General features: G+C 71.9%; 13 protein-coding genes. 2 read left to right on the top strand and 11 right to left on the bottom strand.

All coding sequences use genetic code 11. The features are described from left to right. Positions 1–21: 21 nt before the first annotated feature. Positions 22–492, top strand: coding sequence for an ATP-binding protein (locus AB0I83_RS18090; protein WP_363305255.1), 471 nt, complete (start codon positions 22–24; stop codon positions 490–492). Positions 493–562: 70 nt separating this feature from the next. On the opposite strand, the gene AB0I83_RS18085 is transcribed toward AB0I83_RS18090, so the two are convergent. The 6 genes from AB0I83_RS18085 to AB0I83_RS18060 all read right to left on the bottom strand — a co-directional run bounded on the left by AB0I83_RS18085 (position 563) and on the right by AB0I83_RS18060 (position 8681). Next, a complete protein-coding gene (locus AB0I83_RS18085; protein ID WP_363305254.1) occupies positions 563–1600 on the bottom strand; it encodes a hypothetical protein in 1038 nt (345 codons plus the stop codon). A 28-nt stretch (positions 1601–1628) separates the two neighbouring features. Beyond that, on the bottom strand, positions 1629–2909 hold the full coding sequence (locus AB0I83_RS18080) for a transporter (RefSeq protein ID WP_363305253.1): 1281 nt from the start codon (positions 2907–2909) through the stop codon (positions 1629–1631). Positions 2910–2913: 4 nt separating this feature from the next. Then, positions 2914–3561 (bottom strand): hypothetical protein, encoded by a 648-nt coding sequence (locus AB0I83_RS18075; protein WP_363305252.1) that lies wholly within the window; start codon positions 3559–3561, stop codon positions 2914–2916. After that, on the bottom strand, positions 3558–5687 hold the full coding sequence (locus AB0I83_RS18070) for a hydantoinase/oxoprolinase family protein (protein WP_363305251.1): 2130 nt from the start codon (positions 5685–5687) through the stop codon (positions 3558–3560). The genes AB0I83_RS18075 and AB0I83_RS18070 overlap by 4 nt, the downstream gene beginning before the upstream one ends. Positions 5688–5835: 148 nt before the next feature. Next, complete coding sequence (locus tag AB0I83_RS18065) at positions 5836–7446, bottom strand: FAD-dependent oxidoreductase (RefSeq protein ID WP_363305250.1); 1611 nt, start codon at positions 7444–7446, stop codon at positions 5836–5838. 113 nt (positions 7447–7559) lie between these two features. Next, positions 7560–8681, bottom strand: a complete 1122-nt coding sequence (locus AB0I83_RS18060; RefSeq protein WP_363305249.1) for a LacI family DNA-binding transcriptional regulator — start codon at positions 8679–8681, stop codon at positions 7560–7562. Positions 8682–8897: 216 nt separating this feature from the next. Between AB0I83_RS18060 and AB0I83_RS18055 the strand changes: the two genes are divergently transcribed. Beyond that, positions 8898–9647: a dienelactone hydrolase family protein gene (locus AB0I83_RS18055; protein ID WP_363305248.1), complete on the top strand. Its 750-nt coding sequence runs from the start codon at positions 8898–8900 to the stop codon at positions 9645–9647. 206 nt (positions 9648–9853) lie between these two features. Here the strand turns inward: AB0I83_RS18055 and AB0I83_RS18050 are convergent, their stop codons facing one another. From AB0I83_RS18050 to AB0I83_RS18030, 5 genes are all read right to left on the bottom strand, one after another. Beyond that, on the bottom strand, positions 9854–10855 hold the full coding sequence (locus tag AB0I83_RS18050) for an NEW3 domain-containing protein (RefSeq protein ID WP_363305247.1): 1002 nt from the start codon (positions 10853–10855) through the stop codon (positions 9854–9856). Positions 10856–10916: 61 nt separating this feature from the next. After that, on the bottom strand, positions 10917–12359 hold the full coding sequence (locus tag AB0I83_RS18045; RefSeq protein ID WP_363305246.1) for a Gfo/Idh/MocA family oxidoreductase: 1443 nt from the start codon (positions 12357–12359) through the stop codon (positions 10917–10919). Positions 12360–12937: 578 nt separating this feature from the next. Next, on the bottom strand, positions 12938–13162 hold the full coding sequence (locus tag AB0I83_RS18040) for a hypothetical protein (RefSeq protein WP_356530830.1): 225 nt from the start codon (positions 13160–13162) through the stop codon (positions 12938–12940). Between the two features lie 78 nt (positions 13163–13240). Then, positions 13241–15292 carry an APC family permease gene (locus tag AB0I83_RS18035; protein ID WP_363305245.1) on the bottom strand — a complete coding sequence of 684 codons (2052 nt, stop codon included), beginning with the start codon at positions 15290–15292 and terminating at the stop codon, positions 13241–13243. Between the two features lie 182 nt (positions 15293–15474). Further along, positions 15475–15642, bottom strand: a complete 168-nt coding sequence (locus AB0I83_RS18030) for a hypothetical protein (protein ID WP_363305244.1) — start codon at positions 15640–15642, stop codon at positions 15475–15477. Positions 15643–15933 lie beyond the last annotated feature (291 nt).

Here is a 15933-nt window from a genome sequence, read left to right as displayed (position 1 = left end):
GGCAAGTCCACCGTTGTTCTCATGACGACCCCCGCCACCCCGACGGTGCCCGACGGCCGACCACCGCGCGATGCCCGTACGTTCATCCAGCGCTTCAGCTCCACCCCGCGCGGAGCCAGGCTCGCCCGGCGTCTTGCCGTGCTCCAGCTCGACCTGTGGGGCATCCCGTTCGGCAGCGACCTGTCCGACGCGGCTGCCCTGGTCGTCGCCGAACTGGCGGCGAACGCCGTGACCCACGGGCGTGTGCCCGGTCGGGACTTCGAGCTGGCGCTGACCCGGGCCCCCGGGGCCGTGCTGCGTATCGAGGTGTCCGACGCGCGCGGTGAGCGGTGCTCACTCGCACCGGGCGGCACCGGCCGGTCCGGGCACGTAGGGGAATCGGGCCGGGGGCTGCTCCTGGTGGAGGCGCTGGCCGACCGGTGGTCCGTGCACGAGCGGCTGCCCGTCGGGAAGACCGTGCGGGCTGAGCTGGATCTGCCGCGCCGTCCTTAGCCCGCGCGAGCCACCGCGCCACGGGTGCGGCGCCGGGACGGCTTCCGCCCCGGCGCCGCACCCGGCGTCGCTACTTCGCCCGCGCCATCGCGATCGCGCCCTGGAGCCGCTCGCCCGCTTCGTAGATCATGTACGGCACACCGTTCTCCGTGCCGAAACTCGGCGCCGCCGTACGGCCGTTGTCCGGGGAGCCGGTCATCGAGTCGTGGAACACGCCCAGGTGGTTCCGGCGGGAGAAGTCCTTGCCTACCTCGGTGATCAGCAGGTCCCCGCCGCTGCCCTTGTCCTTGTTGTAGACGACGTACGCGCTGTCGCCGCGCGTGAGCAGGTGCGGCCCGCCGACGTTCACCGCGCCCACATCCGAGTGCTTGACCAGCGGCTTCTGGTCGAAGGTCCAGTTGCGGCCGTCGGCCGACCAGCCCCAGCCGATGTCCCGGTGGTTGGTCGTGTTGTTGAGCATGAACAGCATCACGTACCTGGCACCGCGCGAGGGCAGGTCGTGGCGGAACACCCGGGCGTACGACGTCTCGGTCGTGCCCGCGGGCATCATCGAGGTGGAGAGCACCACCTTGTCGTACGTGAAGTGGATGCCGTCCTTGGACCGGGCCAGCCGGGTCGTGGTGTTCTCGCCGTGGAAGTACAGCCACATCTCCTTGGCGTCCTCGTTCCACATGACGTGGGGGGAGGAGACGTGACTGACCTTGTAGTGCGGCTGCCAGTCGTTGGCGACGACGGGGTTGTCCGGGTACTCGGTGAACGGGCCCTCCAGCGAGTCCCCGTACGCCAGGCAGATGCCGCCGGGCGCGTCGTGCGGCGCGTAGTAGAGGTGGAACCGTCCGAGTGCGCCGCTCACCCGGCCCACCGTGCCCCGGATGCACGGGAAGATGATCTCGCCGGTCGGGTTGTACGCGAGGTCCGACGGCTTCAGCAGCGTCCTGACGTACGAGTAGTCGGGGAAGCCGCCGGGCGCTGCCGTGGCGGCCCCCGCCGTGCCCGCGCCGACCGCGAGGACCGTGCCGGTGGCCGCCGCACCGCGGAGGAAGACGCGGCGCGAGAGGAACGCGGAGCGGTCGGGACCGTGCTGGGGTGTGTCGTGCGGCTCGTTCATTTCTGTACTCCGTCCCGGAAGGTGGATGTCAGAGATAGGTGGCGGCGGTGACGCAGAAGCCGCCCAGGGCGACCGCCCACACGTAGGGCAGGGTGCGGACCATGACCTGCTGCGGGCCGACGCCCGCGTACTGGGCGCTCCACACGGTCTGCGTGCTGGTGGGGTCGGAGACGCCGAAGACCTGGTTGTACGACGCGGCCAGGCCCAGCACGGCGACGGCGGGGTAGATGCCGGCCGCGATGAGGACCCCGGCGATACCCGCGCCGAGGCCGTAGACGTTGAGCGGACCCCGGTAGAGGCACAGCGGCACCAGCACGGTGAAGACCACCACGAACAGCACCGGGTTCTGCGGGCTGACCGCCTTCACCAGGGGTTCGAGCGCGTCGATCGCCCCGGGCAGTTTCACCGCGGCGAGCAGGATGCCGATGGCGATGAACAGGGCGATGGGCGGCGCCGCGACCTCGAACCCGCCGTAGAGGGTGCGCAGCAGCCGCTTGTTCATCTCGCGCGGCCGGGTCGTGGTGACCAGGGCGTAGAGCACGCCCGCCAGTAGCGACGGGATGATGGGCACTTCGAAGCCCAGGGCCAGGGCCAGCGGCACGACCGGGGTGAGCAGGGCGTACCAGGGCGCGTCGCCGAGCCGCTCGCGGCGTGAACGCGGCTTGTCGGCGGCCGTCTTCAGCGACCAGGCGTGCTCGACGCCCCGGCGGCGGGACTCGATCAGCACGAAGGCCACGGCCGCGACCAGCGCCAGCGGGAACAGCTTCACCATGAAGCCGCGCACGGTCGGCACGGGCAGGTCCAGGGCGGTGGAGAAGAACTGCCAGATGGGCAGTTCGAACGGCACGCCCACGGCGATGCCCATGAGGATGGTGCCCGCAGCCGTGACCTTCGGGATGCCCACGGCGACCATCGCCGGGATCCCGATGATGCCGGCGAGCATCGCGGCGGGCGCCGAACCCGTCACCGTGCCGATCAGCGCGGACACGGCCAGGACGCCGAGCGCCACCACGGTGGGTCGGTCGCCGCCGAACTCCACGATCTTCCGGACGATGGTCCCGGCGATGCCGGTCTCGTCGAGGAGTCTGCCCAGCCACGATCCCAGCAGCACCGCGATCATCGTCGAGGCGAGCATCGGAGCGCCCTCCTGGAGGACCGTGTCCAGGACGCTCTCCTTGCCGGTGAGCGGTGCGCCGGCGACGAACGCGATGACGACGCCGAGCAGCACCAGGGCGAAGGCGGTGGGGAGCTTACGGGTGAGCATCGCGGCGACACCGGCCGCCATGACGATCAGGATGACAACGCCCATGGCGCTACTCCGCTCTCTGGGGCACGGCGTCGGCAAGCGCGGCCGTGAGGTGCAGGGGACTGCGGCCGAGCCCGCAGACGGTTCGGGCGTAGGCGTGGGCGGCGATCTCCTCCGCGCCCGCCACGTGCCCGTACAGCCGGAACCGGCCGGCGCGCAGGACCACATGGCCCAGGGCACGCTTCAGCGCGGCCTTCGCCGGGCCGTGATGGAGCTGTTCGTGCACGGCTTCGTGGGCGAGGGCCGCCTCGCGCACGGAACCCGGCGGATACCAGTGCCGCCACCCCCGTGCGTCGATCAGTGCCTCGGCCGCCGCGAGCGTGTCGGTGAAGAGCTCCACGGTCGGTGCGGGCCGCGAGGTGTAGCGGGCCAGCAGACCGCGCTCCAGCCCGTCGGAGCGCTCGGTGATCCTGGCCCGGCACGCCGCCGGGGCCAGCGCCGAACCGAACGCCTCCGCCGTACGCGCCCAGTGGCGCAGCAACTCCGGATCGCGGGCCTCGTGGGTGGGTGTCGCGGCCAGCAGCCGCACCGCGTGGCCGAGGTCGTCGTCCGCCTCCCGCGTGGCCGCCTCGGGCGTGGTCACCTCACCGAGCCCGGTGCGGCGCGCACTCGTCGCCCGGGCCCGGCTCACGCGCGTACCTCCGGCGGTGCTCATGTCCGCACCTCCAGTACGGCGACGACCGGTTCGTCGGCGGCGCGGGAGCTGAGTTCGCCGCGGGCGAGCGCCAGCAGCGGCTGCGGGTCCAGGACGCCCGACAGGTCCGCGATCCGGGAGCCCAGCAGCAGCCGGACGGCCGGGGCGCGGACCCCGCCGTCGCCGTACGAAGTGGTCTCGCGTACCAGTCGGGCCAGCACCTCGGGCGCCTCGGCGACCCGGGTGGTCTCCACCCGCGCGTCGGAGACGTGCAGGCGGATCACCCCGTCGGCGTCGACGATCCGCACCGGGTGCCGGGTGGTGCGCAGGGTGCGTCTGATCTCGGTCCCGTACACCGTGTGGGCGGCCGTGCCCGCGAGGACCGTGACCCGTGACGGATCCGTCCGGAGACTGGCCGCCGCGGTGCGCAGCCGCTCCGCCTCGTCCGCGCGGTGCGCCCGGTCCTGGGTGCGCAGTTCGGTGGCACCGGTGGCCACGGCCCGTACGGTGCTCGTCTGCGGGTCGACGGTGACCTCGACCTCGACCCCGTCGGCTGCGGCGCCCTGTGCGACGACGGCGGCCTCCGCCTCGGCCCGTACGGCCAGGATCTGTTCCTGGCCCGCGCCCGGGATGATCCGCTCGACCTGCTCCCGCACCAGGGCGAGCGCGACGCCGATGGGGCTGATCACCTCACTGTGCTCGGCGATGCGCCCCTCCAGGCCGCTGACCGCCGCGAGGTGCGGAGTCACGGACGCGGCTCCGCCGCCGCCACCGACGAGCAGCGCCGTCTCCTTGTCCAGGCGGTAGTCCCGGATCATCGTGTCGACGACCGACCTGACCTGCGCCGTCCCCGCGTCGAGCAGCCGGGTCGCGGCGGCCGCGGTGTCCACGCCGAGTGCCTCGGCGAGCGGTGCGAGCGCGGCCCTGGCGACCCCCTGGTCGCTGCGGGCGAAGTCGCCCTCGGGCACCCGGCCCAGGGCGTTCGCCGCACACGTCATGGTGATCGCGAAGCGCCCGCCCGCCGCGTCGAGGACCGCGTAGTCGTCCGGGTCGCCCGCCATCGGCCGCACGGTGGTGAGCGTCGCGTCCCGCAGGTCCTCCGCCGAGGCGTAACACGCGTACGGCAGACCGGCGATGTGGGCGCTGCGGGGTCCGACTCCGATGACCCTGCCGCCCTGGATCCGCACCATGGAACCGCCGCCCACACCGACCGTGCGCACGTCCAGCGCGTTGAGGTAGGACGTCTTGCCCAGGATCGTCGCGTGCCGGACGGCCACCTTGCCGCGCCGTACGACGCTGATGTCGGTCGAGGTGCCGCCGGTCTCCAGGAAGACGCCCTCGCTGATCCGCTCCCGCATCAGCGCGCCCGCCACACCCGCCGCCGGGCCCGACAGCACGGTCAGCAGCGGTCTGCGCCGCATCTCGTCCAGCGACATCACGCCGCCGTCGCAGCGCATGACCATCAGCGGCGCGCCGACTCCGGCCTTGGTGATGGAGGCGTCGACGAGATCGGCGGTGGCGAGCATGCGCGGCAGGATCGCCGCGTTGACCACGGCGGTACGGGTGCGTTTGTGCAGCCCGTACAGGGAGGTGATCTCGTGCGCGGCGGTCAGCGGCAGCCCGGTGGAGCGGGCGGCCTCCACGACGGCCCGTTCCCCCTCCGGCCGGTCCACGGCGAACGGTTCGGTGGCGACGAGCACCTGGGCGCCGTCGCTGGCCAGGGAGTCGGCGGCGCGCCCGACCGACACCGCGTCGTCCGGGTCGCCGACATGGGCGTAGACGAGCGGAAGCCTCTTGCCCGGGGTGAGTTCGAGCTTGCCGAGCGAGGCCAGCCGGCGGGTGAGGACGGCGGCCGGGCCGCCGCCGATCCCGATCAGCCCGACGGTGGCGACGTCGCCCTCCAGCAGGGCGTTGGTAGCCTGGGTGGTGCCGTGCGCGAGGAAGGCGACGTCCTCGGGTGCGCGGCCGGTCTCTGCCAGCAGACGGTCGAGTGCTTCCACGATGCCGTGGGCCACACCGTCCTCGTGATGGTGGCTGGTGGGGACCTTCACCTGTCCCAGGAGCTCCAGGGTCGTGGCGTCGACTGCCACGGCGTCGGTGAAGGTTCCGCCCACGTCGATGCCGACGCGTATGCGGTGAGTGGTCATGGTTGGGCACCTCCTTGTGCGGGTTGGCGGTGCGCGGGCGGGCCGGGTGGGACAGTTGCCGCTGTCCCACCCGGCGTTTCCGCGTGATGGAGCGTGGTGGAGCACGGTGCGGTGGCCGTGACGGGCGTCGTCGCCCTTCCCGGTCCGCTCAGTAGCCGCGTACGTCAGGCCAGTGGCGCTGCACCCCGTCCCTGTCGAGCACCAGGGCGAACTCCTCGAAGCGCTTGTCCTCGGCCTGGACCTGGTGGGGTCCGACCTCCTCCGACACGCAGTGCGCGGCCAGGGCGCCGGCCACCTCGCCGATGTTCCACTCCACCGGGTGGAGCCGGTAGCAGCCGTTGGTGATGTGCGTCGTGCCGATGTTCTTGCCCGCGGGGAGCAGGTTGCGGACCCGGCGCGGCACGAGAGCGCCGAGCGGGATCTCGAAGGGCACCGAGCCGACGTCGACGTAGTTGTCGCCGCCGGTGGAGGGGTGCAGGTCGATGCGGTAGTTGCCGACGCCCACCGAGTCCCGGTACACCGTCCGCCCGTAGGGGCCGACGGCGTCGATCGCCACGTCCTGTTCGACGACGGTGGTGACGGCCTTGATCCGCCGCGACTCCCGGACGTACGGCGCCTTGGCGAGGCCGTCGGCCGTGCCCGTGATGTCGGGGCGCAGCCGCAGACCGGGGAAGCCGGTCCCGCCGTCCTCGCGGGGGGCCTCGGTCTGGAGCCAGTAGAGGACCGAGAGCGACAACTGCCGTGCCTCCGCGACCGCCTGAGTCGAGGTCTCCGGGCCGCCGCCGATCAGCGGCTTCAACCAGTAGTCGTTCAGAGGCCAGTTGACCAGTGTGACGTCGGAGTCGAAGGCGCCGGGCCGGTGCAGGCCGCGGGCGAGGATGCGTCGGAAGCCCCACAGCTCCTTGTCGCCCGCGTCGGCGCTCTGGTCGGCGTTGACGGCGAGCGGATCGATCTCCGGGTTCGGCACGAACGTACGGGGAACGGCTTCGAGCGAACGCGGGTCCGGGGCGAGGAAGCCCAGGAGCGGGCCCGGCCAGAAGTCCGGCCGGTAGGAGCGCCAGAAGTCGTAGTCGGCGGGCCGGTCGATGACGTGGTTCTCGCCCTCGTGGTGGGAGAGGGCGAAGCAGACGGTGATGCCCTGCTGGTTGAGGGGCTGCGCCTCCTCGGGGGCGTGCGGCTCCCCGAACTCGGCGCGCGACTCGGCGCCGATCGCGTGCTCCACGCCGCCGAGTTCGAGGAGTTCACCGGTCTCCGTGGCGTCGATGACGTACTTCGCCCGGATCGTCGTACGGGTGCCGTCGCGAAGGCTCTCCACGGTGACCGGCCCGATGACATCGTTGTCCGACTCGGCGGAGACCGCCCGGTGCTCGGTCAGCAGTGTCAGCCTGCCCGACGACCTGTGGGGAGCGATCATGCCCTCCAGGACGGCGAGGGCGACGCGCGGCTCGTGGCAGAGCTTGCTGACCCGGCCGGCCCCCGGGTTGAGACCGGTCAGCGCGAGCGCCTCGGAACGCATCGGATACCACTGGCGGTAGTAGTCCCGGATGCCCTCGCGCAGTGCGCGGTAGGTGGCGGTCGTGCCGAACTGCTCGACCCAGGGGTGCTCGTCCGGAGGGACGGCCTGCGAGGTGAGCTGGCCACCGATCCAGTCGGTCTCCTCGGTGAGGACGACGGTCCGGCCGGCTCGGCAGGCGGCGAGCGCGGCGGCCACGCCGCCCAGGCCGGCGCCGACGATGAGGATGTCCGGTTCGGGGATCACGGTTCTCCTTGTGCGGTGTGCGGGGTGGTGCCGTGCGGTGGCGCTGTGGGTGGCCGGAGCGTGACGCGGCCCCGGTGCGCCGGAGTCCGGGACGTAGGGGACGTGGTGGGAGCTCAGTCCGGGTCCTGGAGCGCGCCGGGCGGTGCCCCCGACGTGGTACCGGGCCGGTACGCGCAGGCCACCAGCGTCACCAGCCGTTCCGGGACGTCCTCCCCGGCGACCAGCGCGGCGAGCAGGCGTACGGCCTCCGCGCCCAACTGTGCCCGGGGGATGTCGAATCCAGTGGGTTCCGGTGCGTCGGCGAGGTCCGGCGGCGGACTGCCGAGGAGCGCCAGGGAGAGGTCGCGGGGGCAGTCCAGGCCGGCCTCGCGGGCAGCCGTGCTCAACGCCCGCCAGGCCGCGCCGCTGTCGGTCTCCTCGGCCACGAACGCGGTGACGCCCTCGCCCAGCCACTGCCGCAGCCGCTCCGGCGTGAGCGTCCGCGCGGGGTCGGCGCTGCGGAACACCGTCTCGGCTCCGGCGGGGAGCCCCGCGGCCCGGAGCCCCTCCAGGAAGCCCTGTTCACGGTCGGTGGACGCGGGAGCCTCGTCGTCCTCGCGCACCAGCACCATGCGGCGGTGCCCGAGCGACGCCAACTGCCGGACGACCTCGCGGCCGGCGCTGACGTAGTCGGCGCCGACCCAGGCGAGGCCCTCCGGCTCGTCCCTGCGGCCCAGGTGGACCACGGGGAACCCGTCCTCCACGAGCCTGCGCAGTTCGTCCACCGGTGCGTGTCGGCCGAGCAGGAGGCAGCCGTCGGCGAGCCGCGCCCGGTTCAGCGCGTGCGGACCGTCGGCCCCCGCGCCGCCGGTGCTCGACCCGGTGAAGAGCACCAGGTCGTACCCGCGTGCGGCGGCCTCCCGCTCCACGCCGACCAGGAACGGGTAGTACGAGTGCTGTACGTCGGTGGGGAAGGTGGCCGTGAAGCTGAACACCCCGAGGAGGTCGTTGCGGGCGGCGGCCAGCCGCCGGGCCGCCGGGTCCGGTACGTAACCGAGACTGCGGGCCGCGTCCAGTACGTTCTGCCGGGTCTCCTGCGAGATGGCCGGGCCCTGCTTCTTCCCGGCCAGCACCAGGGAGACCGTCGCCTGCGAGACCCCCGCGAGCCGTGCGACCTCGGCCTGACGCGGACGCCCGGTGCGCCCGGCGGGTGCGGGTGCCCGGCCGCGCCTGACCCGCTTCGTGGGTTCCTCCACCACTGCCCTCCAGCTCGTTAATGCGTATTAGTGATACGCATTGACGAGTACTGTGCGCGCGCCGGGAACGGGGGTCAAGAGAGGGGACGGAACTTTTCTCACCCTGCCCGGACCGTCTGTCCTTGCCGCCGGGGGGTACACGGTGCGGAGCGCTCACCGGGGGCTGCGCCGCAGGACGGCTAACGTTCTCCGGGCGAACTCAAGGAAGGGAACATCTTGCCCACAAGGACACTGCGGATCCCCACGACGGACGGCCAGGCCGACGCCTTCGCCGCCTACCCCGACCACGGCGAGCGCTGCCCCGGGGTCCTGCTGTACACCGATGTCTTCGGTGTGCGGCCCGAGTTGGAGGATCGAGCCCGAGAGCTGGCCGGGCACGGGTACTACGTACTCGTCCCCAACCTCTACTACCGGCACGGTCCGGCACCGGTGGTCGAACTTCCCGAGCACATCGGACACGAGGCCCGCCCCGCGGTCGTGGAGCGGCTGCTGCCCTTCGTCCAGGCGCACACCACCGAGCGCGTCCTGCGCGACGCCGACGCCTACCTCCGGTTCCTCACCGCCCAGCCCGAGGTCGCCGCCGGACCCGTCGCCACGATCGGGTACTGCCTGGGCGCCGCACTGGCGATGCGCACCGCCGCCGCCCACCCCGGCCAGGTGGCAGCCGTCGCCGGATTCCACCCCGTCTCCCTGGTCACCGAAGCGCCCGACAGCCCTCACCGCGTCTTCCCCGAACTCACCGCCCAGGTCCATCTCGGCCTGGCCGAGGGTGACATGACGCCCGAGTCCACCAGCGAACTCGCCCAGGCCCTGGGTGCCGCAGGTGTCGACCACACCTCCGAGATCTACCCCGGCACCGTCCACGGCTTCACGATGTCCGACACGGACGCCTTCGACCCCTCGGGCCTGCAACGCCACTGGGACCGCCTGCTCCCCCTCCTGCGCCGGACCCTGATCGACGACTGACGCGCCCGCGGGGGTGCCGTGCGGGCTCGAACGGCGTGGGCGGCCGGGTTCGCGGGTGCCGCGATCCGGGTGGCGGCCGACGGGGAGGGGGCCGGCGCCGGGATTCCCGCCGCCCAAGGGCTGTCCCGGTACGGATCGGTCTGCCATTCCGTACCGGGAGCCGCGGTGCGGCGGAACAGCCCCGCCCTCAGCCCGCTGTCACACCGTCACGGCGCTGTGGCCATGTCGAAGACGTGGATGTTCGCGTTCGCCGGCAGGACCACGAAGTCGACCGTCCTGTCCGGGTCGAGCGGGATGGAGTGGGCGAACACCCGGTACTCCACCGTGGCGTTGCCGTATCCGTCCGGGCGGTTGCGCCCGTCCGTCGACTTCACCAGCGTCGCGCCGTGCGCGTCGGCCGGGTCGAAGGACCAGTTGGGGAAACCGAAGGCCCCGGTGGTGGAGGTGCCGTCCGTGTAGTGGACGCTCGCGCTGCCCACCGCACCGCTCGACACGCCCGAGCCGAGGAGGACGAGCCTGCCGCCCTTCCCCGTGAGGCTCACCGCCTGGCCCGAACTCGCCACGTTGTCCTTGGTGCCGGGCGCCACGTCGGGCCAGGTCAGCTCCGCGCCCAGCGCCTCCACCTTCGCCCCTGGGGTCAGGCCCACCGCCGCGAGCTTCTGTGCGGAGAAGCTGTTGCCCTCGCCGTCGTAGTCGCCCGGCGCGGTCGCGGACTCGTCGGTGACGGCCACGTTGTTGTACGCCGCCGCCAGGTTCGCCAGCGGGGACCCGGAGCGTTCCGTGCGGATGCCGGTGGCCGTGCCCCGGCCGTCCCCGCCCTTGTACGTCGCGGTGGCGGTGAACGTACGGATGACGAATCCGGCGCGCTTCTCCGGGACCTGGATCCGGAACGACGCCTCGGCCGACCCGCCTGCCGCGAGGGAGCCGTCCACGCTGCGTACGGCGGGCTGGACGGCCCAGCCCTTCGGCCCGGCGAACGCGACCTGGAGTGAACGGAGCCGCTGCGGACCGGAGTTCACGACGGTGACCTGCACGGTGGAGATGGCCGGCCCGTCCAGGTCCACGGAGGAGACGCTCACCTGGGTGGTCACCGCCGGCGCCTCCGGGGTGGCGGCCGTCGCCTGCGCGGGGACGAGGACGGCCGCGCCGACCGACGCGAGGGCCACGGCCAGGGTTCTGAGCGGACCGATCCGTCGTGCTGATCTCATTGCTTGCTCCTTCGGGAGGGGGAGGGGCGGTGCGACAGGCCACCCGGGCGGCCGACGGGGGTCAGGAGACCGGCGGCATGTCCGTGTTGCGTGAGTCGAGGCCGGAGCGGAGGTTCACCCAGCTGCCCCGGGTGAAGTCCGGTACGGCTACCGGGCGCCCCTTGTCCGCCAGGGACATGACACTCAGGGGGACCGGTGCGCACCAGGACGCCGAGTCGTACACGTCGATGTCCGGCACGAGACCCGCGCGCATCAGCTGCACCGTGCGCCACTGCAGGATGTAGTCCATGCCGCCGTGGCCGCCGTTCTCCGCCTCGTCGCCGAGCTCCTTCCACAGCCAGTGGTCGAACTCCTTGAGGTACGTGTCGAAGTCCCGCCAGGAGTGGCCGCCGTGGTCGGGCTCGACGTAGATGCGCCCCCCGGTCGCCGACGTGCCGGCGTAGTCCTCGAAGATGCCGCGGCTGCCGGCGAGCGAGTTGATGCGGCTGTACGGACGGGGCGAACTCACGTCGTGCTCGGCCCTGATGGTCCTGCCGTTGGCCGTCTCGATCGCACAGCTGACCAGGTCGCCGTTGATGTAGGTCTCGCGCCACGACGGGTGCGACTTCGGCACGAAGCGCTCCCGGTAGTCGGCCAGCCCCTTCGGCGCGGTGGCGGTGGCCTTGAGCGTCGTCATGCGGTCGCCCCGGTTGATGTCCATGGCCGCCGCGATCGGCGCCAGGCCGTGCATGGCGTAGAAGGACGCGGTGCTGCGGGTGTGCCAGCGCCTGCGCCAGGCGTCCGTGTAGTACGTGTCCGAGAAGAGCAGCTCGCGCAGGTCGTGCAGGTAACCGCCGTGGCCGTTGGTGACATCGCCGAACAGGCCCTCGTGCGCCATCTTGAGCATGGCCAGCTCGTTGCGGCCGTAGCTGCAGTTCTCCGACAGCATCAGGTTCCGGCGGGTGCGCTCCGAGGTGTCCACGAGATCCCACAGCTGGCTGACCTCGGTCGCGATGGGCAGCTCGACGACGACGTGCTTCCCGGCCAGGAGTGCGGCCTTGCCCTGTTCGTAGTGGAACTCCCACGGCGTGGCGATGTAGACGAGGTCGATGTCGTCGCGCCGCAGCATCTTGGCGTACGCGTCCGCCGACCCGCCGTACTCCGCGGGGCGGGGCTTGCCGTCGGCCACCAGGCCCTCGGCCGTGCGTGCGGCACGGTCGGCCCGTATGTCGCAGACCGCCGTCACGACGCAGCCGGGGATGACGGACCAGCCCGTGGTCATGCCGGAGCCCCGGTTGCCCAGGCCGATCACGCCGACCCGGACGGTCTTGTACGCCTCGAACGGCACGTTGATCATCGACTTCTGGCCGGGGCGGCGCCCGGGGGTCCCGGCCGCCGCCACCGACGGCGCGGCGCCCGTGGCCGCGGTCGCGCCGGTGGCTGATCCGAGCCCGGTGGCGACTGCTCCCGTGGCCAGAGTTCCTCCGAGCAGCAAGCGGCGTGAGACGGCGGGGATCTTGGGCATGGCGAGACGCTCCTCGATGGGTGACCGGCAGCACTGGCGGACACGACTCTGGCTGTGACGCCAGTTGCGTGTCAATAGATGCTTGAAAGAACGGTGTTACGAACAAAATCAAGCATTCGGCTGCGTGGTCGGTGCCGTCGTCGGGCGCGAGGCCGGCGCTGCTGCCGCCGAACCCTCGGCGGGCGGAGTGGCCGATTGGCTCGGCGGGTCGGCTCTCGGCCTGTCCCGTCCGACGGGCGAGCGTTCGCCGAGGGAGGAGGCGCCGTCACGCCGGGCGGCTGACCGGCGTGACGGTCAGTCAGCCATGGCCTGTTCCGGCCTGTGCGGCCCGTGTGCGGCCTGCTCCTTCTTGCTCCGGCCTGTCCCTGCGTGTCCCTGCGCGTTCCCTGCACGTTCCGGCATTCCGGCAGGTGAGGACGGTCAGGGCCCCGCCGTCTCGTCCCGTCTCGTCCCGTCCCGTCGCCGTAGCGCCGCCGGACGGCCGGACCGGATGAGCTTCCCGAGCCGCGGGCATTGGCCGGTATTCGCGGGGCCTGGTGCGCGCCTGCCCGTGGTGCGTGTCGGTGCCGCCGGTCGCCTCAGGCTGCTGTGTACCGGTGGGCCGCGGTGCCTTCCCAGGTGATGAGGGCCCGGCTGTCCAGGACCCGCTCGGGGTCTTCGAGACCCGCGTCGGCGAGGAAGGCGATGAGTTCCTGGTCGTTGTGCGCGATGCCGAGACGTTCCTCGCGGCCGTTGATGTGCACGGTGACGAGCCGTCCCCCCGACGGGTTCGGCGAGTGGATGACTATCGGGGCGTTTGTCATGGCCCGATTTTTCCCCAGTCCGACGGGGCTCGCTCCGTGCTCTGCTCCATTCGCGTCACGGCACCGGATCGGGGGCGGTCATTTCGTGCCCGGCCGCCGTGACGAGACGTGTGCCGTGGTGTGTCCGACCGCGTTGGGAGGCTCTCCGCGGCGAACCGAGCCGGGGGCGCGGGCGATGGGCCGACGGCGGCCGGAGGCGGAGGAGAGCTGCCAGGGGACGCTGGTCACGGTGATGCCGGGGGTGAGGAGCAGGCGGCTCTTGAGCCAGAAGGCGGTCTGGTTGTGGAGGAGGTTCTCCCACCAGTGGCCGACGACGTACTCCGGGATGAAGACGGCGATGACGTCGTGGGGTCCGTCGCGGCGGACCGAGCGTACGTATTCCACCGCCGGTCTGGTGATCTCGCGGTACGGCGAGCGAAGCACCCGCAGAGGCACCTGGACGTCGAACTCGTTCCACTGCCTGCGCAGCGTGTCCAGGGACTCCTGGTCGACCGCGACGGTGACTGCCTCGAGAGTGTCGGGCCGGAAGGCACGGGCGTAGGCGAGGGCTCGGAGCGTCGGCTTGTGGAGTCTGGCGACGAGCACGATGGCCAGGACCCGGGTGGGCGGGACGCTGTCCTGGCGTGGGTCCGTCACCGCGAGCTCGGCGGAGGTCCTCTCGTACTGCCGGCGGATGCCCCGCATCATCAGCCACAGCAGGGTGGCGGCGACGACGGCCAGCCATGCCCCCTGGGTGAACTTGGTGGCCAGCACGATGACCAGGACCAGCCCGGTGACGACGGCACCGGTGGAGTTGACCGCCCGGGCCAGGTGGTGCCGGCGGCGCTGTGCGGGGTCGGTCTCGGTGCGCAGGGCGCTGTTCCAGTGCCGGACCATGCCGGTCTGGGAGAGGGTGAAGGACGTGAAGACGCCGAGGATGTAGAGGTGGATCAGGCTCGTGACGTCGGCCCGGAATCCGTACAGCAGTAGCCCGGCGACGACGGCCAGGGCGATGACGCCGTTGGAGAAGACGAGCCGGTCACCGCGGTTGTGCAGCTGACGCGGGAGGTAGCTGTCCTGGGCGAGGATCGAGGCGAGCAGGGGGAAGCCGTTGAACGCGGTGTTCGCCGCGAGGATCAGGACCAGGGCCGTGGCTGCCTGGATGTAGTAGAAACCGAAGCTGGTGGACCCGCCGAAGACAGCGGCGGCGAGCTGCGCGATGACGGTGCGCTGGGTGTAGTGGGCGCAGTCGGTCAGCCCGGTCAGCCGGCAGGCGTCATCGGCGATGTGCACGTCGGAGATGATCGCCAGCGTGGTCACGCCCGCGAACAGTACGACGGCGATGACGCCCATGGAGGCCAGCGTGCTGGCCGCGTTCCGCGCCTTGGGCCTGCGGAACGCGGACACCCCGTTGGAGATCGCCTCCACGCCGGTCAGCGCCGTACAGCCGCTGGAGAAGGCGCGGAGCACCAGCATGACCAGTGCGAAACCGGCCAGGTCCAGGTCCCCCTTCTGAGGGGTGATGCCGTACCGGGAGCTCTCGGCGACCGGGGCGTCGCCCAGTACGTAGCGCAGCAGCCCGGTGCCGATCATGATCAGCACACCGCCGATGAAGAGATAGGTGGGAGCGGCGAACAACCGGCCGGACTCGCGCAGGCCCCGCAGGTTCAGCGCGGTGAGCAGCGCCACGAAACCCAGTGCCATCAGCACGCGGTACCCGGCCAGGGACGGCAGCGCCGAGATGATGTTGTCCACCCCGGAGGCCACGGAGACCGCCACCGTCATCACGTAGTCGACCAGCAGCGAGGCCCCGACGACCAGGCCGGCGGAGGGGCCGAGGTTGGCCGAGGCGACCGCGTACGATCCGCCTCCGTTCGGGTAGGCGTGCACGACCTGCCGGTACGACAGCACCACCACGGTCATCAGCGCGACGACCGCTGCCCCGATCCACGGGGTGAAGTGCAGGTAGGCCAGCCCACCCAGGGTGAGGACCAGCAGAATCTCCTGCGTGGCGTACGCCACGGAGGAAAGCGGGTCGGACGCGAAGATGGGCAGGGCCAGCCGCTTGGGCAGCAGCGTCTCACCCAGTTCCTCACTCCGCCGGGCGCGCCCGATGACCAGACGCTTGAGGACCTCGATCGCCGATGGCACGGCGCGAGCGTAGACCGACTCCCCGCCACGGCCCGGTCGGCGCGCAGGGGGCGCGAACCCCGGGTGAGCCGGGTGAGTGGTCTTGGGAATGCAGCCGTGAGCGGGTGGGCGCGGGCCCGCTCACCGACCGTGGTGACGATCTCCTTGCCGCGGACCGCGCCGCTGATACCCCAGCTCAGGCATCAGGCGCTCGACAGTGCAGCGGGCCACCTCGTGACCTTGCCGGTGGCCCTCTTTTCGGCGACGGACTGCAGTGCCGCCGTCTCGGTCGGGTAGTCGCCGCGGACCTCGCCGACCCTGCGCACCGCGCGACGGCGCAGCTCAAGCGGCTGACGGGAAGGTCGTGCCATGACTCAATACTTCCACGGAATCGAGTCTCCACCTGGCTCGGGGCGGTCCATTGCCGACAGTCCACCGACGGACGACGTGCGCCATGCCAGGACAGCCCTTAGGCCGGATGGGTGATCGTGCCGGTCGGGGCAATCCAATGCCGTGGGTGTCACGAATACGGGATGTCGACGGCGTCACCTGAGGGTGGCGGTGTTGATGACGCGCCGCCGTGGCCAGCCCGCCGGCGGCGGCGCGTCGGTCACTTCCATCGCCCTTGAAACGCGGCGCGGTGGAAGTGGAACGCCGCAGGG

Source organism: Streptomyces sp. NPDC049970 (assembly GCF_040660235.1).
Taxonomy (GTDB): Bacteria; Actinomycetota; Actinomycetes; order Streptomycetales; family Streptomycetaceae; genus Streptomyces.
Note: the sequence above shows the minus strand (reverse complement) of the source record. Positions and strands in the feature narration are given on the sequence as shown.